Annotated in this window: 17 protein-coding genes and 1 tRNA gene; 12 read left to right on the top strand and 6 right to left on the bottom strand. The window is 33.4% G+C overall.

Going from position 1 to position 19,665, the window contains the following annotated elements:
* Positions 1-54: 54 nt before the first annotated feature.
* The 8 genes from ATE47_RS09450 to ATE47_RS09415 all read left to right on the top strand — a co-directional run bounded on the left by ATE47_RS09450 (position 55) and on the right by ATE47_RS09415 (position 12,033).
* On the top strand, positions 55-693 hold the full coding sequence (locus ATE47_RS09450; RefSeq protein ID WP_062161735.1) for a GNAT family N-acetyltransferase: 639 nt from the start codon (positions 55-57) through the stop codon (positions 691-693).
* Between the two features lie 425 nt (positions 694-1,118).
* Complete coding sequence (locus ATE47_RS09445) at positions 1,119-2,081, top strand: hypothetical protein (RefSeq protein ID WP_062161734.1); 963 nt, start codon at positions 1,119-1,121, stop codon at positions 2,079-2,081.
* A gap of 79 nt (positions 2,082-2,160) precedes the next feature.
* Positions 2,161-2,826 (top strand): hypothetical protein, encoded by a 666-nt coding sequence (locus ATE47_RS09440; RefSeq protein WP_062161733.1) that lies wholly within the window; start codon positions 2,161-2,163, stop codon positions 2,824-2,826.
* Between the two features lie 441 nt (positions 2,827-3,267).
* On the top strand, positions 3,268-4,830 hold the full coding sequence (locus ATE47_RS09435) for a T9SS type A sorting domain-containing protein (RefSeq protein WP_062161732.1): 1,563 nt from the start codon (positions 3,268-3,270) through the stop codon (positions 4,828-4,830).
* 5 nt (positions 4,831-4,835) lie between these two features.
* Positions 4,836-6,869: a hypothetical protein gene (locus tag ATE47_RS09430; protein WP_062161731.1), complete on the top strand. Its 2,034-nt coding sequence runs from the start codon at positions 4,836-4,838 to the stop codon at positions 6,867-6,869.
* Between the two features lie 161 nt (positions 6,870-7,030).
* Positions 7,031-7,948 (top strand): hypothetical protein, encoded by a 918-nt coding sequence (locus tag ATE47_RS09425; protein ID WP_062161730.1) that lies wholly within the window; start codon positions 7,031-7,033, stop codon positions 7,946-7,948.
* 7 nt (positions 7,949-7,955) lie between these two features.
* Entirely contained in the window at positions 7,956-11,618 is a 3,663-nt protein-coding gene (locus ATE47_RS09420) for a DUF6443 domain-containing protein (RefSeq protein WP_062161729.1), read from the top strand.
* A complete protein-coding gene (locus ATE47_RS09415) occupies positions 11,593-12,033 on the top strand; it encodes a hypothetical protein (RefSeq protein WP_150114809.1) in 441 nt (146 codons plus the stop codon). Before ATE47_RS09420 ends, ATE47_RS09415 begins: the two co-directional genes overlap by 26 nt.
* 58 nt (positions 12,034-12,091) lie before the next feature.
* Here the strand turns inward: ATE47_RS09415 and ATE47_RS09410 are convergent, their stop codons facing one another.
* On the bottom strand, positions 12,092-12,535 hold the full coding sequence (locus ATE47_RS09410; protein ID WP_062161727.1) for a hypothetical protein: 444 nt from the start codon (positions 12,533-12,535) through the stop codon (positions 12,092-12,094).
* A 2-nt stretch (positions 12,536-12,537) separates the two neighbouring features.
* Positions 12,538-12,876 carry a helix-turn-helix domain-containing protein gene (locus tag ATE47_RS09405; RefSeq protein WP_062161726.1) on the bottom strand — a complete coding sequence of 113 codons (339 nt, stop codon included), beginning with the start codon at positions 12,874-12,876 and terminating at the stop codon, positions 12,538-12,540.
* 469 nt (positions 12,877-13,345) lie between these two features.
* Between ATE47_RS09405 and ATE47_RS18890 the strand changes: the two genes are divergently transcribed.
* Entirely contained in the window at positions 13,346-13,594 is a 249-nt protein-coding gene (locus ATE47_RS18890; RefSeq protein ID WP_082632555.1) for a hypothetical protein, read from the top strand.
* On the opposite strand, the gene ATE47_RS09395 is transcribed toward ATE47_RS18890, so the two are convergent.
* Positions 13,560-13,633 (bottom strand) — tRNA-Arg (locus ATE47_RS09395). The two genes, ATE47_RS18890 and ATE47_RS09395, sit on opposite strands and share 35 nt — an antisense overlap.
* Positions 13,634-13,692: 59 nt before the next feature.
* On the opposite strand from ATE47_RS09395, the gene ATE47_RS09390 reads away from it, so the two are divergent.
* From ATE47_RS09390 to ATE47_RS09380, 3 genes are read left to right on the top strand one after another with little or no spacing between them, the layout of a single operon-like run.
* Positions 13,693-14,739: an ABC transporter substrate-binding protein gene (locus tag ATE47_RS09390; RefSeq protein ID WP_062161724.1), complete on the top strand. Its 1,047-nt coding sequence runs from the start codon at positions 13,693-13,695 to the stop codon at positions 14,737-14,739.
* Between the two features lie 42 nt (positions 14,740-14,781).
* Complete coding sequence (gene mtgA / locus ATE47_RS09385; RefSeq protein WP_062161723.1) at positions 14,782-15,426, top strand: monofunctional biosynthetic peptidoglycan transglycosylase; 645 nt, start codon at positions 14,782-14,784, stop codon at positions 15,424-15,426.
* 13 nt (positions 15,427-15,439) lie between these two features.
* On the top strand, positions 15,440-17,467 hold the full coding sequence (locus tag ATE47_RS09380; RefSeq protein WP_062161722.1) for a recombinase: 2,028 nt from the start codon (positions 15,440-15,442) through the stop codon (positions 17,465-17,467).
* Positions 17,468-17,503: 36 nt separating this feature from the next.
* Here ATE47_RS09380 and ATE47_RS09375 read toward each other — a convergent pair whose 3' ends face one another.
* Genes ATE47_RS09375 through ATE47_RS09365 form a run of 3 tightly spaced genes read right to left on the bottom strand, consistent with a single transcriptional unit; the run spans position 17,504 to position 19,661 of the window.
* Positions 17,504-17,797, bottom strand: a complete 294-nt coding sequence (locus ATE47_RS09375; protein WP_062161721.1) for a hypothetical protein — start codon at positions 17,795-17,797, stop codon at positions 17,504-17,506.
* A 1-nt stretch (position 17,798) separates the two neighbouring features.
* Positions 17,799-18,902 (bottom strand): DNA replication/repair protein RecF, encoded by a 1,104-nt coding sequence (gene recF / locus ATE47_RS09370; RefSeq protein ID WP_062161720.1) that lies wholly within the window; start codon positions 18,900-18,902, stop codon positions 17,799-17,801.
* Between the two features lie 3 nt (positions 18,903-18,905).
* Entirely contained in the window at positions 18,906-19,661 is a 756-nt protein-coding gene (locus ATE47_RS09365) for a hypothetical protein (protein WP_062161719.1), read from the bottom strand.
* Positions 19,662-19,665: the final 4 nt, after the last annotated feature.

Below are 19,665 nucleotides of genomic sequence, written 5' to 3'. Positions count from 1 at the left end.
AATTTTCAATTTTAAAACAAAATTCATTTATAATCTTAACACAATTTATTAATTATGCAAAACGCAACAGAACAATTATCTACAAAAGTACAACATGCAGACCCTATTATCATTACTAAACCGGAGCCATGGCAATGGGATATCTTAGCAAAAGCTTTTCTTAATGATCCTACTTTAAATTTTTGGCTTGGTGAAAAGACTAGTGAACAAACCCTCAGTGATTATTTTGAAGCCATGATCAAAGATACCTTGGTTTCCGGCGGGGCAGTATTTGCAAGTCCTGACCAAAAAGCTGTTCTAATCTGGACTTGGCTTGGGCGTGATCCTGAGGATAGCAATGAGTTTAAAAAGAAATGGCAGGATGTGCTTGATCCGGACGGGGTGAAGCGATATTATTGGCTTTATGACGAAGGCGAATTAGATCTTGATCCAGATACGCTTGAAAGAAGTTTTGAGCCTGCATACATGGGTGTTCATCCTGATTCACAAGGAAAAGGATATGGTGGCCATCTTTTAAAATCGAGTCTTAACTATTTTGAAGAAAGAGGCTATGAAGCACCTTACATCCTGGCAAGCACAAGACGGTCTGCTAAATTGTATTGTCCTCTGGTTGGGTTTCATCATCATAAAGAAGTATTTGCTGCAGAATCAGATTCGGAACCTGTAGCAGTGTATTTAAAGAGAAACAAATAAGAGAATTATATTGTCATCAAGAATTTTCAATATTTAAAGAAGGAAGCTGTTTCGAGAGAAGCAGCTTCTTTTATTTGTAATTTTATTAATCTTGGAAAAATTATACCAAATAGTTCATCTGTCATCACCTCCAAGGTTTGAAAATAACGAAGGAATAATTACTAAAATTGGAATTAACAGAATGATAAAAATGGTGTAAGCAAGATATACATCAAATTGAGTATGTATTGGATAGAAACAAGAATGACTTGAGTGAAGTAGAGAAACAATTGTTGTTTAAAGAGTTGCAAAAAATAATACGGTAAATCTCAAAAAACGATTAAAATAAATTTTATTTGCAACAGGAATCGCTGTATGTAAGTTTACTTATCGTTTTAACGTAATGTGTAAATTTGAAAATTAGAAAGAATTCAAAAAAAGTTTTTATGAAATTCACGATTGAAAACGGAAACAATATATGCTCTATTGGAATGAGTAATATTGGTAGCTATATAAGATTTAATTATCCGCTGACTGTAGTCTGGCACGACTGCCGGGGTTCTGTTGGAAAGTATTTTTGCGTTTTACCCTATAATGAAGAATATCGGAATACGGTCAGGGAGAAAATCCATGAAAATTTAAATCAGGATTTTACAAATAACATCCAGGGCTTGTGTAAAATTTTAAAACCTTTGTTTCCAATATTTAAGAATGGAAATTACATCTTACAATTTTATAATAACAAAGAAAAAGAATTTTTTGAATACAAATCTTCAATTGACAATTTTGAAAAATCAAGATACGAAGATTTGGAGGTTGTATTTCCAAATGAAATAACAGATATTACAAAAGCAAACGATGTAATTAAAAATCACAAACAATTTTTAAAAGAGGTTAAAATATCAAAAGAGTTTTATCCTTCTAATTTATTAGAATATTCAACAAGTGGCATCTATGAAGGTTTTGAATCTTTGTACGCTACGCAACCTCAACAAGATATTGACGGAGACAGAGTTAAATATTTTGAAAATATAATTAAAAATGGAGAAAGACCATTTGCAATAATATTTAATGCTTATTTTGAGGTAAATGATTACTATTCATCAAATTTTATTTTGGATGGACATCATAAATTATTAGCTTATAAAAAGTTAGGAATATATCCACCACTAGCAACGATTACCTATAGCCCTGAAAATGTTGACGAAGTTGAATTCGATGCTAGAAAACTGGCCGAGTCGCTTTATCCGTGGCAAACTAAGCACATAATGGAACATTGGGAAGATAAAGATTTTTTAGATGAAGGTGCTGCGCAAGACGGTTTGGCAAAAAGTGAAATTATTATTAAAGCAAGTTCAAAAAGCAAAAACAGTAGTTTTTTAGATTGGCTTAATAATATATTTGAATAAAGCATTTCTAACTTAAATTAATGACTGAAAGGCTCAAAAAACGATTCAAAATACATATTTTAGTGCGGTAAAATTGCTTATGACAGACCAAGAACTTGAGGTGTTATTAACAGAAAGAGTTAAGATGTTTGACTTGAAAAAGACTGCATTTATAACTCTAAACAAAATATTCTCTGACAACTCAGAGGACAAGGATTTTTTCAATGGTTTTATTCAAGACGAAATTATTACAAAGTTTGATGGTTTTGAATATGTAATTGACAGAAGACATGGAGATTCTATTATCAGAACTAGAATAGGTCTTTACGTTGAAAGTCAAGATTGGCTTGACAGTATAGAACCAATAGGCTATTACGAACTTGAAACGAATCTGAATGGAGATGTAATAGATGACTGGTTTGTAATTGAAAAAGAAAAATACTTGAAGGACATCGGAATAATTTCGCACTTTCAAATGATGAATGAAAATCTGCCAATTGAGTATTTAAGAAGAAATCATATTCAATACGAATTTGTTTCTTATATTTCTATGGTCGGGACACTATTTGTAAGTAAGCAATACGAAGGTGCTGGAAGATTCATTATGAGAGCATATAGCAATCTAGCAGCTGTTGACTGTGCGAAATTTGAGAAGGACTATTTAAAGAAAGCAAAAGTATTTTTGAAAATGATAAGTGGTTATTTAGTAAAAAATAACTTATTGACAGACAGCTTGAAAAAAGAGTTAAGCGAAATAAAAAAATAACTAACATAAGTTTTGTATTATGACGACTGAAGTGCTTCTATGAAATATTTATACAAACTTCAATGGAGTATTGATTGCGCTTTGAATATTGGTTTTCCACTCATCATCAGTAATAGAATTTTGAATATGAACCAATGATTAAAATAGAATATCCCGATTAGCATCATTACAGGCACTGCAGTAACTTAACCTTTTTATTTTCCAACCAAAAAAGATAGAATAGCATCTATAACATTAAAAAAACAACAAAAATAAATTGCGACATGTTCTGTCGTCAGGCAGCAGTATCTTTGCTTCAGGATGATTTGGACGGATGAAAAAATATCTGAATCTGATAACATTCATATTAAATCTCTGTAATAAATCATTATAATGTGATGTAAAAGAGATACTTTTGCAAAGATTTAAAAAAATAAGCTATTAACCATAATAAACACGGGAATGAAGAAATTCTATACAGGTGCATTTTTCCTATGCACAGTCTTGGGTCTAAGTGCCCAGGAAGTTCTCTGGCAGAAAGACATCAAATCTTCGACACAGGATTTTTTAAGCCAGGTAACCACCACCATTGACCAGCAGTATTTAATTACAGGAAGCTCAATTCAGAGCGATAAGCTTCAAGCTTCAGGCAGTAAGCAGAATAACGGGTACGACTATCATTTGATAAAATTAAACCAACAGGGTGAAGAAGTCTGGGAAAAGTATTTCTCAGGTGGGAATCATGATTTCTTATCAGCAACAGTCAATACTCAGGATGGTGGCTTTTTAGCAGCAGGAACTTCGTATTCTTCAAAAGGGCTAGACAAAAAAGAAGAATCCAAAGGCGGTTCAGATATTTGGCTGATTAGACTCAATGAATTCGGTGATGAATTATGGCAGAAAACCATTGGCTCAGCTTCAGATGAAGAAGCAAGAGCTGTAATTCAGGCAACTGACTTTGGATTTTTTGTTGCGGGTAATGTTCAGAATTCGGCAAAAGGTTACGGTTCAAAAGATGTTTTAATTGTAAGACTGGATAAAAACGGAGGCATAACCTCTCAAATTATATTAGGTGGAAAAGGACTTGATGAAGTAGAGAAAATGATTCCTACCAAAGATGGCGGAGCTTTATTGGGAGTTTATTCCAGGAGTACAATTGGAGGATCCAAGAAAACTGAAAACTTCGGTGAAGGAGATTACTGGATTATTAAGCTTAATAAAGACGGAAAGGTAGAATGGGAAAAGAACTATGGAGGAAAAGGTGATGATCATCTAAGAACACTCGCTTTAACATCTACAGGCTTTTTAGTCGGAGGAGAATCGAGATCGGAGAGATCAGGAAATAAAACCGTGGGAATTGAAGAAGGAACAGACCTTTGGCTTATTTCACTTAATGAAAAAGGTGAAGAAATCTGGCAGAAATCTTACAATTTCAAAAACAGGGATGTTTTGATGGGAATGAGTGTAATTACAAAGAGCCAGGAACAAAGAGAAAAGAATCAAGACATTACCACAGGGATATTGCTTGGCGGTTACACCCAGGCAGAAGGAAGAATAGAGAATGAAGATGAAACATTTTGGATGCTGTATATGGACCAGAATGGAAATGAACAGTGGAGAAAGCATGTAAAAGGAGAATCCAGAAAAAAGGAGGAAAGGTTATCTGATATTAAACTCAATAGAGACGGTTCCATTATTCTGGCAGGAACAAGCGCAGAAGAGCTTGGAAAAGAAAACTGGAAGATTGTAAAGCTTGGAGATAAGCAGATTGACCAGCTGATCGAAAAGCAGGATATTAAGATTTATCCAAATCCTGTATCGGATTACACTTATGTAGAAATTGGTTTTGATTTTAAGGAAGCAGATATTTTGCTGTATGATATGTCCGGAAGACAGTTGCAAAGTTTGAAAACCAAAAACAAGGTAACGAAGATAAATACCCAGCCTTTAATCCAGGGAGCTTATCTGATTACTATAAAAACAGATACCAATAAAACAGCGAGTGCTAAATTGATTAAGAAATAAACAAGATGAAGAAACTCTTATCTATAGCGATTTTGATTGTCGCTATTGCAAATTATAAATCACAAAATGGACAAGGAAGCTATACTTTTCAGTTAGCTTCAAGTATAAAAGCCCCTCAAACTTCTGATTTTATAAGACACGGTAATATACCTGTTAATAAATTTGTAGGAGAGCCCAATCTTGATATTCCTTTATTTAATCTGAAAGCTAATCAATTGGGAGACAATCTCTCTGTTTCAATAGGGTATAACTTCTCGGGATTTATTCCAAGCAAAAGACCAGATATTGCGGGATTGAATTGGTTTCTTAATGTAGGCGGAGTTATCACTAGGCAGGTAAATTCAATTCCTGATGATCAAAAAGGTGAAAGTGCAACCAATGGACCTTTTCATGGTATGAACAAAGATGGCTTAATAGTGGGACTTCGAAGTAAAAATAATTGTTTACCATTACACCCTAACATTGGTATTTTTAGTTTTAGTTCTTCTGTAGGAGGATTCAATGTTATGGATTTAGACTATAAGTTAAACGGGTGCGATATATATACAGCGTACGAGGGTGATGCGGATACATTTTCATTTAATTTTGGAGGTTATTCAGGAAAATTTTTCTTAGGGAATGATAACCAGATTAAAATCATTGGTGAAAGCGTTAAAGGATTCAAAATTGACATTTCTAATGTAGCTACACAGCCTTATACTAACATATGTAAACCATTATCTTCAGAAATTAAAATAACAGATGATAAAGGAAATGAATATTTTTTTGGTGGATTATCAAAAAATTTAGAATACAACGTACCGTTAAGACATGTCATTAATGAACCTGAGACTAAAGCTGGTCTACCGGTAATTAATGCTTGGTATCTTAGACAGATCCAATATAGTAACGGGGAAACTGTCAACTTTAATTATAAAGATGATTCTATACTAAGTAACGGGTTCTGTAATGGTTCATCAAATACTATTGATTGGCATGGAATAGTTACTAATCCGACAATTCAAGAAAGAAGAAAATTTGTAATTTATAATAAATCTTATAATCAAGATGTATCATGCGTTTCCAATCCTGGAGCGACGGGAGATTTAAATTATAGTACTTGTGGGGGAAGTGAAGTCGTATACTCTGTTACCAAAAAAGCAATTTTAGAAAATATAGGCACGAGTAATTATAATATAAATTTGAAATATTCTTTACAACCATATATTTTTAATAATGAACAATCTGATGTAAGCTATTTCCAACAAATTAAAAATATTAAGTTAGATTCTATAAGCCTTTATAGCGCTGCAGGTAGATTCATTAATAAGTTTGAATTGGATTATCAGTTGTTTGGAGGCAATACAAATGCTGGATCATATCCAAGATTATTTTTGAAAAGTATAAAAGAAAGTAATAAACCTCCGTATACTTTTAATTATAATATTTCTAATGAAAATTTACCCAAAGCAACTTCAAAGCAAATTGATCACTGGGGGTTTTATAATGGAAATACAGGAAATGAATATCTCCCCTATCCTGTACCGAATCAGGTCACAGATCAATTAGGGGATTATTATTTTACCAATGATGTAAGGTATCCAGATTTTAATTTTTCATCTAAAGGAATCCTTACCGAAATCACATATCCTACCAAAGGATCAACGGTTTTTGAATTTGAAGCCCCGACCTATGATTATAGAATTGAAAGAAAAAGAATTAATGGTTTCCTTCCTTCTCTTCTTAATTATTCTGGCACCGCAGGGGGAGTAAGAGTAAAAAAAGTAAGTGATTACACAAACGGCGTCTTAGCTAAAGAAAAATTATATCAGTATTCTAACGGAATTCTTTTGCAATGGCCACGATATGTGATGTTATTATATAATGGAGTTAACTCCTTTGTTTGGATGAGATCGTCTTCTATGAATTTAAATACCCTAGAGTCATCTATTATAAATTATGGAAGAGTAGATGAAATTGAAACAAATAAAGGTATGATAGTTCAGACTATTCAAATTATCAAAGTCATCCTGATAGAAATGATTTTAATATTGTTGTAAATTCCAATAATCCATTATCTGTTGCTACTAATGTAGATTTAGCCAAAAATTATATTGGCTTATACTATAATGATTTAAGTTTAGAAAGAGGTAAGTTATTATATGAATCTGTTTATGATAATTTAGGAAGAGTTCTTAGACAAACATCGTTGACATATAATATGAATCCAAACAGATTTGAGGAATATTCTTCAGTGGTTCATTTATCTGGTCCTGCAGCCCAGGCTAACAAAAAATATTTTTATCAGACGAATCTTACTAAAAAGGAAACTCACGATTATTTTTATGATAGCGGGCAGCCAAGAGAAACAGTTACTACAGAAAACTTTACCTACAGCGGAACACCGGATTTTCAATTGACCAATAAACAAACGATTTCTTCCAATGGCTCGGTAAATGTACAGCAAATTAAATATGCTGTCCAAGATGGAAATTCTTTAATGATCAGTAAAAATATGATTTCCCTTCCCATAGAAAATACGTTGATAAATAAGAAAGATATAAATGATGCTGGTAAGATCATCTCTCGCCATAAGAATGTTTATCCAGCTTCACTTCCTACATCCCAAACAGGGAATTTGGTATTGCCAACTTCTGTATTATCTTATGATCTTCAGAATATTAATACTACAGTTACCGATATTTCTTATGACAAATATGATTCAAGAGGTAACTTACAACAGTACACCACCAAAGACGGGATTCCCACAACTATCATCTGGGGTTACAACCAAACACAGCCAATTGTTAAAATAGAAGGTGCAAAGTTATCAGATATCCCACAATCAATGATTGATACTATTATTAATGCCTCCAACACGGATGCTTCAGCGGGAAGAAACAATGACGAAACAGCATTATTAACAGTATTAGATTCATTCAGGAACAATACGGCTTTATCAGGTTACCAAATAACTACCTACACTTATGATCCGTTGATAGGGGTAAGAAGTATAACTCCTCCATCAGGAATAAGAGAAGTTTACCTCTATGATACCGCCAACAGGCTTATGGAAATCAGAGAAGGAAACCAGACAGGCAAGCTATTAAAAGAATTCAAATACAATTATAAAAACTAATAAACTGATGAAAAAAATCTTAATTCCTATAGGAACTTTATTGGTATCAGGTTTTGCTTATGCCCAAAACCAGTCAAGTTCCACGGAAAATTACGTTTATTCAAAAACCTATTTAGATTATAACGGAACCACGCCTACCAAAACTTCAGAAACCGTACAGTATTTCGATGGTTTAGGAAGACCCAAACAAGTGGTTAATATCAAAGCATCACCACTGGGGAAAGACGTTGTCAGTCCAATTATTTATGATGGATTTGGGCGTCAGACCAGAGATTATCTTCCCGTACCACAGCAGGGAACAAATAATGGAGCAATATATTCTCAAACACAGGGTTTAGTAGATTTTCCTATTGGAGATCCCACCAATACCTATATCAATGAAAAAGCATTTTCCGAGAAAGTATTGGAAAACTCACCTCTGGATAGGGTTTTGCAACAGAAACAAGTTGGATCGGCATGGCAAACCAAACCTGTACAATTTGGCTACGATGCTAATATTGATGGTGAAGTAAAGAAATATATAGCAACATTTAATTATACTACATTTACATCAAGCCTTAGCCTTTCTTCAACAGGATATGCAGCAGGCCAGTTGTATAAAAACACGGTTACAGACGAAGATGGCAACCAGACTATAGAATTCAAAAACGGACGGGGACAGGTTTTGCTGGTAAGGAAAGTGAACGGAACAGAAAATGTTGACACTTATTACGTTTATAACGATTACAATCAATTGGCGTTTGTAATTCCGCCGTTGGCTACTTTAGCAGCAGATCCTAATACGGTGCTTAATGATTTGTGCTATCAGTATATATATGACGGCAGGAACAGATTGGTTGAAAAGAAGCTTCCGGGCAAAGGCTGGGAATATATGGTGTATAACAAGGCTGATCAATTAGTGATGAATCAGGACACAAACCTTAAATCTCAAGGCAAGTGGCTGTTTACAAAATATGACCAGTTCGGGAGAATTATTTATACGGGAATTACCAATAATACAAGCTCAAGGCAAACTCTGCAAACCGTTGTTACAGCTGCTATTTATACATTTGAAATTCGTAGTGCCGGTTCTTTTACCATAAGCGGAATGCCAATTTATTATACGAACCATGCTCTTCCAGGAAGTTTGTCACAGGTTTTAAGCATCAATTATTACGATTCTTATCCAGCATATACTTTTAATCCTTCTTTCCCAACGGATATTTTAGGAGAACCTACTTTAACAGGTACTCCTACAACGGAAGGATTAAGCACCAAAAGCCTTCCAGTGATGAGTCTGGTAAAGAATATCGAAGATGATAACTGGACGAAGAATTACACCTATTACGATAAAAAAGGAAGAGCTATTGGGTCTTATTCCATTAACCACCTGGGAGGTTACACAAAAATGGAATCAAAACTTGATTTTGCAGGAGTTGTTTTAAATACAAATACTTATCACCTGAGAAAACAAGGTGAAATCGGAGTAACAGTAAAAGAACGTTTTGTATATGACAATGGAAACAGATTGACACAGCATTACCATCAGGTTGACAGTAAACCCGAAGTTCTTTTAACAGAAAATTCTTATAATGAACTTTCCCAGCTTATCAATAAAAAAGTGGGGAACAATCTTCAAAGTATTGATTATGCCTACAATATCCGTGGCTGGATGACCGATATTAATAAGGCCCAGATGAGCCTGCCTGATTTGGGAGGTAAATTATTTTCCTATAAGATCAGGTACAATGAAAAAGTGGGAATTACCAATCCGGATCCTGCTCAATTTACAGGAAAAGATGTTGTAGCGAGATATAACGGAAATATTGCAGAAGTAGACTGGAGAACCTCAGAGTTCAATTCATCGCTGACACCAAAAAGATATGGTTATGTTTATGACAAATTGAACAGGCTAACTGCAGGATATTATCAAAACCCGGATAATCCCTACAACAAAGAAAGCACGGAATCTCTGTCCTATGACCTGAATGGTAATATCTCGAGTCTTTACAGAACCTCAATTCCTGAATTTGGCAATACTACATCTACGGTAATTGATAATCTGGAATATGTTTATAATGAGGGGAACAAAGTTTCAATGATCAATGATCACTCACAAAACCCTTCAGGCTATGAAGGCGGCGGAGGCAGTATTCATTATGATTTGAACGGGAATATGGATATCATGCCGGATAAGAATATTAATAAGATCACTTACAACTTTTTGAATCTTCCTAAAAAGGTAGAATACACAGGAGCAACAGTTGGGATCGATTACCTGTACAATGCCGCAGGTATCAAGCTTCAGAAAAAATCACCAAGGACAGAATGTGGCATAGTGAACTGTAACAGCTGGATTGATGTTACGGATTACCTTGACGGTTTTCATTATTTATCTGCTTTAGGTTCAGGAACCGGTGGCGGAGGGGGTGGCTCCAGCGATATGCGTTCTTTTTCAGAACAGACATCAAGGGCAATGGAAATGCAGGCATATACTGTGGATCAGTTAAATACCACCAATACGGTAACCACATTAGCTCAAACACCTGATCTTCAGTTTTTCCCGACAGCAGAAGGATTTTACGATTATAAAAAAGATCTGTATATTTACCAGTATAAAGATCACCTAGGTAATGTAAGGGTAAGTTTTACAAAAACCGGGACAGGGCTTTTACAAGTGGTGGACAATAATGATTATTATCCATTCGGGATGAACCATTTTGGAACCGGAAGTGCAATGTTTGGGCCGGGAAGTTATAACAATTACAAGTACAATGGCAAAGAATTGCAAGAGACGGGAATGTATGATTATGGAGCAAGATTTTATATGCCGGACTTGGGTAGATGGGGTGTCGTAGATCCATTGGCGGAAACTTCTCGTCGTTGGTCGACTTATACTTATGCGTTTAATAATCCTATAAGGTTTATTGATCCGGATGGAAGACAAGGAGAAGATTGGGTAAAAAGAACAGGTCAAAGTAATTGGGAATACAATAGCGATATAACTTCTGCACAGCAAGCTAGTGATGCTGGATATGTTGCTTATGCTGATGGTCGTGGAGATACTAATAGTAGCTATACGACGACATTGTCTAGAAATGGAGCTGATACAGGTGTGAAACAAGAAGTTGTTTTAGGTGAGGGTGGAAATTATACAGTAAACGGGGAGTCTTTTATTGCAAAAGATAATGCACCTTATGTAAGTTCAAGCGAAGTAGATAAATTAGGAAAAGTCCTTTCTGCCCAGTTATATATCCCTGCATTTATTATGTCGGGAGGAACCGGATCTGCAGTAGGAGATTATCTTATAGCAGCTGGACAACGAGGATTAACAGATCTTTCTACACAAACCTATTTCAAAGGTGGTATAAAAAATGTTGATGGAAGACAATTACTTATAAATACTTTAGTAGGAGGAAATGGAAGTGAAAGTCTTCAAGTCGCAGGTAAGATTGGATTAGCAAATTTCTCCCTTAATATGACTAATAATTTTGGAACTTCTTTGTATAATGGTACATTCAAACAAGATGCAACGATAAATACTGCAAAAATATTTACTGGAACATTGGGGACTGCTGCCGGAATAGTAGGAGGAAATACTTTCACTAATACTTTGCTACCAAGCATTTATATGAATGGGACAGATAAATTATTAAATGATGCAAATGAGACATATAATAAAAATCGTTAGGCTGCTAAAAAATAATTATCATATAATTCTTGCGTTTGCTACATTATTATTTATTATTATAGCATTCTTTTTATCTCATTTTAATCTAAAGGATGCAAAAAAAAATTCAAAATATACTGTTGCTTATATAACAAGTGACTGGCATCAAAAAAATAATAATGGTGTTGGTACAGATTTTTCGTATTATATAGATGGAAAAAGAATTGACAGAACTTGTGCTAGTAGTTTAAAAAAAGGAACCAAGTATATTTTGTTATATGATTCTATACACCCTAAAAATTATATAATGCTTTATAATCATAAATTACCTAATAATATAAAAGCCCCCTCAAATGGATGGAAATTTAAAGATCTTCCTATTAAAATTGACTCTAATGAATTAAAGGCTTATTTTAAAGAATTAGATATTCCATAATATAAAAAGAAACTGTCTCAAAATGAGACAGTTTCTTTTTATTATTTGGTAGTGTCTATTATTTATTCAGAAATATATAATCTCCTCTTAAAAGAGCCTTTACATATCCTTCTAAATTTTTCTGCATTAGTGAATTGGTAATAATAAATTTTGTTGAAGCAAGATTTTCTTTATCATTTAATATTTTGAATACATTGATTATACTTTTTAAATCCTCTTTAGTATTACGTGCAAAATTATTATAAATAGTATCTGTAAACTGACTAAAATGTATACTTTTCATAATCTCCTGCTTTTTCTTATCGTCCCAGTTATTTTCTTTAGCGGTTTGTTCTACTTTATTTTTACAATAGCTATTAAAATAATTTTCGAATTCGGTTACTTTAATAAGTTCATCAATCAAAATTTTATTGTCCTCTGTAGGCATCGACGGCGGTGGCGGAGCTTGTGCAAGAGCAAATGAGGCAACAAAAAAGGTTAATAGTAATAAAATATTTTTCATAGTTATATATTGGAAAATGTTTTTCTTGTTTTGCAATCACGAATGTACGTATCAATCAAATCGTAGAACGTTTGTTTTTTACTCTCTTCAAGCTGTTCCAAATCTTTTATTCTGTCTACCGTTCTTTTATCAAAAGAAACCTGGTTGGTTCCACCGACCAAATAATCCAAACTTACACCAAGAGCGTCTGCAATCTTTTTGGCAGCATCAACAGAAGGAATCGCTTCACCTCTTTCATACTTACCAATCATTACACGAGACACTTCACTTTTATCTGCCAAATCGCTTTGTGAAAAGCCGTTTTTGTCTCTTAATGCAGTTATAACACTTCCTATATTCATCTCTAAAAAGATATAAAAGTTCTTAATAATTAAATATTATGTCAAAAATATGAAATTAAAGGATATAAAAAAACCTGATAAGATTTTGTAGATTGAAAACAAAAAGATGCTTTTGTATCTGATAGTAACATTAAAAAAAATAAAATATTTTTCATTTATGGAAATCTCCGCAATCAAAGAACGTTTAAGTTTATCCGAAGTCCTGAAGCATTACAATCTTGCGCCAAAAAACAAGCAATTCATTTACGGTATCGAGTCGAAAGAAAATCCATTTCAAAAGAGATCAAGTTAATTAATGAAAAGTTGCCAATGCAACAGATAATATCTCGCGATAAGCTAGATGAAGATGACTACAAAGAGATTAAAATGTTCACAAAAAATCGAACAGTTAGAATTGGAGCTTCAGCAAATCGTCTCCGAAACCAAATAACTTGATATCAAGACAAAAATAGAAAATGCGTTAGATTCGATGGAAAACCTTTCAAACCTTTACCAGCAGGGCGATCTGCTAATAAAAAGAACGATTGGGTGTTTGATATTTCCCCAAAAAGTCGAATTTGACGGGAAAAATTTTCAAACACCTAAAATGAATATTGTCGCTCAGTGTATCTGTCAGTATAACAATGGATTAGGAAATAAAAAAAACCGACACCGAAGAGTAAAATCTTCAAATGTCGGTCTTGTGACCTCGACAGGATTCAAACCTGTAACCTTCTGAGCCGTAATCAGATGCGCTATTCAGTTGCGCCACGAGGCCGTTATTTCCTTGGTGTTTTAAGGTTTGCAAATATAGCACTTTTTTACTTTCTTTGAAAGATGAAACCAAGAATTTTAATATTAATCGCGTTTTTAAGCCTAATTTCCTGTAAAAGAGAGCAAAAAAATTCATCCTCACAATCAGTTTCAATATCCAAACTGGTCCGGTATGAAGATCAAAATAATATTTTCCGTTTAAAATCGGGGAATTTCACTTATGATTTTAAGAAAAATCAAATTCCATTCAAGAAAATTATTATCCTGAATGCAAGTATGATGGGATATATTTCAGAGCTGAATGCTGAAAATCTCGTGATCGGGGTTTCAAGTCCGGAGTATATTTATTCAGAACGAATTCATAATTTATTACTACGAGGTAAAATTCAAAACGTAGGAAATGAACAGAAATATGATGTTGAAAAAATTATTTCTTTAAAACCAGATGCTATTTTCACCAATTATATTGCGAGCTTTGATAATACCTATCAGTTATTGAAAAACAACGGAATCCAGGTCATCTTTCTTGATGAATATATGGAACAGAAGCCACTGGAAAAAACCGCCTATATTAAGCTTTTTGGTAAGCTTTTCGGAAAAGATAAGCAAGCAGAAAGTAAATATCAGGAAGTTGAGAAAAATTATAACGAATTAAAGGCGTTAGCTTTAAAATCGAAAGAAAAACCAACAATTTTAGCAAATGAAATGTATGGAAGTGTTTGGTATCTCCCGGGTGGGAAAACTTCTGTGGCCAACTATATTGTTGATGCAAATGGTGATTATGTCTTAAAAAATAATTCGGATGAAAAAGCCGTAACCATGAGTTTTGAAGAGGTTTTTGCTAAATCAGACGACGTCAAATATTGGATTAATGCAGGAAATCACACGTCAAAAAAGGAAATGTTGAACATGAATCCTTATTATGGAAAATTAAATGTTTTTAATAAAGGAAAAATTTATGTCTTGACAGGAAAAGCAAAAGAAAAAGCCAACGATTTTTTTGAAAGCGGAGTTGTAAGATCTGATCTTGTTTTGAAAGATTATATTAAAATTTTTCACCCCGAGCTTTTACCGGATTATCAGTTAACTTATATGAAAGAACTGCAATAACTCAGACTAATTGCTTATTTTTGCCATTCCTTTGATAAAATTATGTGGAAAAAGATTAAACAATTTATATTCATTGTTCTGATTCTGAACGTTATATTTATTATTTGGGGGAGATTTTTCAATCCGCCAATCACCATTACGCAAATCGGAGGTTTGTTTGAATACGGAAGGCTTCAAAGAGACTATATTTCCTATGAAGAGATGGGAAGTAATGTTAAAAAAGCTGTCATTGCCTCTGAAGATCAGAAGTTTTTCACCCACAACGGCTTCGATTATACAGCAATCGAAAAAGCAATGAAAAACAATGAGAAGGGGAAAAAATTGAGAGGTGGAAGTACGATTTCTCAGCAGACTGCAAAAAATATTTTCCTTTGGCAAGGAAGAAGCTGGCTTAGAAAGGGGTTAGAGGCGGTCTATACTTTTATTATTGAGAAAGTCTGGAGTAAAGATATTATCCTTGAAAGATACCTGAATTCTATTGAAATGGGGCAGGGTGTTTTCGGCGTTGAAGCGGCCTCACAGTATTATTTTGGTAAGTCATCTAAAAATCTCACCACTTCCGAAGCGGCCTGGATTGCGACAGTTTTGCCGAACCCGAAGAAGTATGATCCCAAAAATCCATCATCTTATCTGAGAAAGAAGCACAACTGGATCATGAGACAAATGAGGAATGTGAGTTTGAAATAGTATCTTTGTACTAATGAAACTCTTTAATTCCGGTACAAATTTTGAGTCTGTTCTTAAAAAATATTTTTCTTTTAAGAATGAAACCCTTGCTTTAGATCCCTTTGCTGAATTTCTGGAAAGTGTAAAAAGAGCAGATTTTACTGATGTGCTTAATTTTTTTCGCAACAATTCTCAGTTAACTGAAAATTTTAAATATTATCTTGATAATATTTTCAATGAAAAGCCATTTAATTTATCGCTGACTGAAGCCAATATTTTGTCTGAAAATGCCTTTATTCCTGAGCTTAAAAAAAGAATTCTTAATAAAGTTTTACCTCCTGTCGTCAATGAAAAAACCATTTGGTTTATGATTGACAATGTGAGTTTAAGACCAAAAAAAGATTTAGAGTTTTTCCATAATCTCCCGGAAAACGAAATTGATGATTTTTTTACTCTTCTCGGAATTTCTGATTTTATTATAAGACCAAACGTAAAAAAGGAAATGCTTTTCGCTATGAATATCCTTTCATGGCGGGTTACCGGAGCAGCAATGGAAGTAGAAGTAGTCAGAATGGCTCCCGAATATCGGAATTTTGACAATCCCTTTTTGGCGCTACAAAATGAGCTTGAAGACCTTGCTGAAGAACTGGAAAAGAATCCTGAGCTTCAATTAGATTCAAAAGACAGCCGGTACAAGCAGATTAAAATCTATGTTGAGCAGTGTTTGGAATTTGTCAGCATTGCCTTTAAAAATTCCTCTAAATATGGTATTTCAGGGAAAATTAATCAATCTCTTTTAAAGATTCGCCAGCAGGTTCAAAGGATTTATGAAATTGTTCAATTACTGGTTATTGATAATGAAAGAGATGTTTTAATTAATTCCAAACAGTTGGTTTTTAATATTTTAAGATATAAATCGCATAAAAATAATATCTCAGATCTTATCAACGACAGTACGAGAATGATTTCCCATCTCATCACCAATCATACTGCAGAAACAGGTGCGCATTATATTACTTCTACCCGGAAAGAATATATGACAATGTTTTACAAAGCCAGTGGTGGAGGGATAATTGTTGGTGCACTTTGTGTTTTAAAACTACTTTACGGATACATTCCCGGAAGTGATTTTTCCCATGCATTTTTGTATTCGATGAATTATGCGATGGGATTCATAATGATCTACCTGATGGGATTCACGCTGGCAACAAAACAGCCTGCAATGACTGCTGCAACTATGACCAAAGTACTGGCAGAAGAAGGAAATAACAAAAGCAACCATACCGAATTTGCGCATTTGGTCTCAAAATTATTCCGCAGTCAGTTTATTGCGTTTGTAGGGAATGTTTTACTATCTTTTCCTATTGCTTTATTAATAATTTACGGGTTGGATGTATTTTTCTCACATAATTTAGCGGTAGAAAAATCGGATAAATTGTTAAAAGATTTAGATCCATTTAAGTCAAAAGCGATTCTCCATGCAAGTATTGCTGGGTTTTATCTTTTTATATCGGGGATTATTTCAGGAAATATTGGAAATAACTCTGTTTTTTATCAAATTCCAGAGAGGATAGCAAAAAATCTTTCTATCAGAGAATTATTCGGAAAAAAATTCGCAAAAGGTTTATCAAAATATTATGCTAAAAACTGGCCGGGAATTGTTTCTAACTTTTGGTTCGGGGTTTTTCTGGGTGCAACGGCTCCTGTTGGATTATTTTTTGGATTAGATTTAGATATCCGTCACATTACTTTTGCCGCCGGGAATTTTGCAATCGGGCTTTATGGTAAGGATTTTTCTGTTGACTCTTATACTTTTTGGATCTCTTTTATTACCGTTTTTTTGATTGGTTTCTTTAACTTTTTAGTGAGTTTTAGCTTATCAATGTTTTTAGCTTTCAGATCCAGAAAACTGAACTTTGGACAAGTAAGCGAGATTTATAAAGAAATTTTTAAATACATGATTAGAAATCCATTGAAGTTTTTCTTCCCATTACGTTCCCGATTGGACAAAAAAGCGGATGATCTGATGAATACAATTTCTACAAAATCTGAAGATCATTAAAAAAAGTTACATTTTTGAATAATACTATTTCTTTGATCAGACGATCTTAAGATCATTACATTTATCAGTACCGAACTTATCTTGAAATTTCTTCAGATAAAAGCTTTTACGCATCTGGAAATCATGCTTTAATAGGGGAGATTTAATTTCAATAATAACACAATCATTCTCAATATTTACACTTTTGATTTCACAAAAAAGACTTTCGTCGAGATATTCTTCAAGGAAATCTTTTATTTCAAATGCTATCAATTTATCTTCAAAACCATAGATTCTTGCAAAAGATTTTACAAGTTCGGAGGATTGGTATTCGCGTTTTTTCTTCTTCATATTAAATTTCAAAAATTATGCTTTCCTCATTAATTTTTTTCACAACACTTTCTGTGCGTTCTCTATGCGTATCCGTAATAAAAATCTGTCCAAAGTTTTCCTGATTTACCAGTTCGATTAATTGTGAAACACGGTTGTCATCCAACTTATCAAAAATATCGTCCAACAAAAGAATAGGAGTTTTCTTGGTTAGCTCTTTTATCAAACTCATTTGAGCTAATTTTAATGATATTAAAAAGGATTTTTGCTGTCCTTGTGAACCGATTTTTTTTATTAAAACAGAATCCATTTCAAAAAGAAGATCATCCTTGTGAATGCCTTTTGAAGTATAAGTGAGCATCCTGTCTTTGTCTAGGCTTTCTTTTAAAAGATCCTTAAACTTCCTGTCAGGATGGGTAGAATCAAAATCTTCCAGCAAATGTGATTCATACAGAACGGAAACTTTTTCTTTTCCACCGGAAATTATCTGATAGAAATTCTTAACGATAGGATTTAATTTTTCAACAAAATCTCTTCTTTTAATGAAAATTTTTGTTCCGAATTTAGTGATTGGATCATCATAAATTTCCAGTGAATCTTTATCCCAAACCCGGTTTTTAGCGAAATATTTTAATAAAGCATTCCTTTGCTGAACGGTTTTTTGATATTGTATTAAATCAAAAAGATACTCAGAATCTGTTTGAGAAATCATGGAATCCAGGAATTTTCTTCTGCTTTCCCCGGAATCGGAAATCAGATTTGAATCATAAGGTGAAATCATCACACTTGGCAGATAACCAATATGATCCGCTAATCTGTCATAGCTTTTATCATTTTTCTTAATGATCTTTTTTGATTCTTTCGGTTGTGAAATTTTAATAATATCTTCACTGTCATCATTCTGAATTTCAGCATCAATGGTGAAAAAGTCTTCTTCACTTTTTATATTATTAAAATCCGTATTTCCCAAAAAACTTTTACCTACCGACAAATAATGAAGTGCATCCAGAATATTGGTTTTCCCCGCGCCGTTATTCCCTACGAAACAATTGATCTGTGGAGAAAATTCAAATCTTTTTTCAGAATGGTTCTTAAAATTATACAGGGAAAGTTTCTTAATAATCATTCGTCAAAAATACTTTATTATTAATAAAAATAAAAAAGGAAGTGCAGAACAGGTTTCTACGCCAAATGAAAAATATGCATCATTTCTTTCGTTTTCAGAAAAATAAATCAAAATATTTGTAATAATACTTGAAATAAAAAACGAAATAGAATAATTTAAACCCAAATAAAGAATAGATAGAATATTACTCACAAAAATAAGCGTATAAGCAATATATTTTGTATTCTGAACGCCAATTAATTTTGGAAAAGTTTTCACCGTATCGCTTTTCATATCACGAATATCGAAAGGTAATACCAAGGCTGTTATGAAAAAAAAGCTTATCAAAAATATAGGAAAATTAAATTCAGGTAAGGTAAGCCAGCAATTGACCAAGGCCCAAACCAAACCGACGTAAAATACTTTCAGTAAAGGAATCTTCCGTATATAAACATCAAGAAAAAAACTGTTGTAAAGTAATCCCAACACTACAATAATAAACCATTTTATCAATCGTATACCATTATGATTGTGAATTATTAAAAATGCACAAATTACACCTGCAACTACATTTAAGATTAAAATTTTAAAGAAATGCCGGGTGTGTTGATATTTCGTATATAGGTAACCACTAAAATAAGTTATGAAAATAAGCAGAACTGTGGGATAACGGAACGTATTTTGCTCCTCCATGAAAAATACTGCAAACAGAGTCCCCATTAAAGATACGTAAAGTTGACTGTCAATAACGGATTTTTTCAGTATTTTTAATGAATTCATTTAT

This window comes from Chryseobacterium sp. IHB B 17019, from assembly GCF_001456155.1.
Classification (GTDB): Bacteria; Bacteroidota; Bacteroidia; order Flavobacteriales; family Weeksellaceae; genus Chryseobacterium.
The sequence above is the reverse complement of the archived record's forward strand: the minus strand, read 5'-3'. Positions and strand labels throughout refer to the sequence as shown.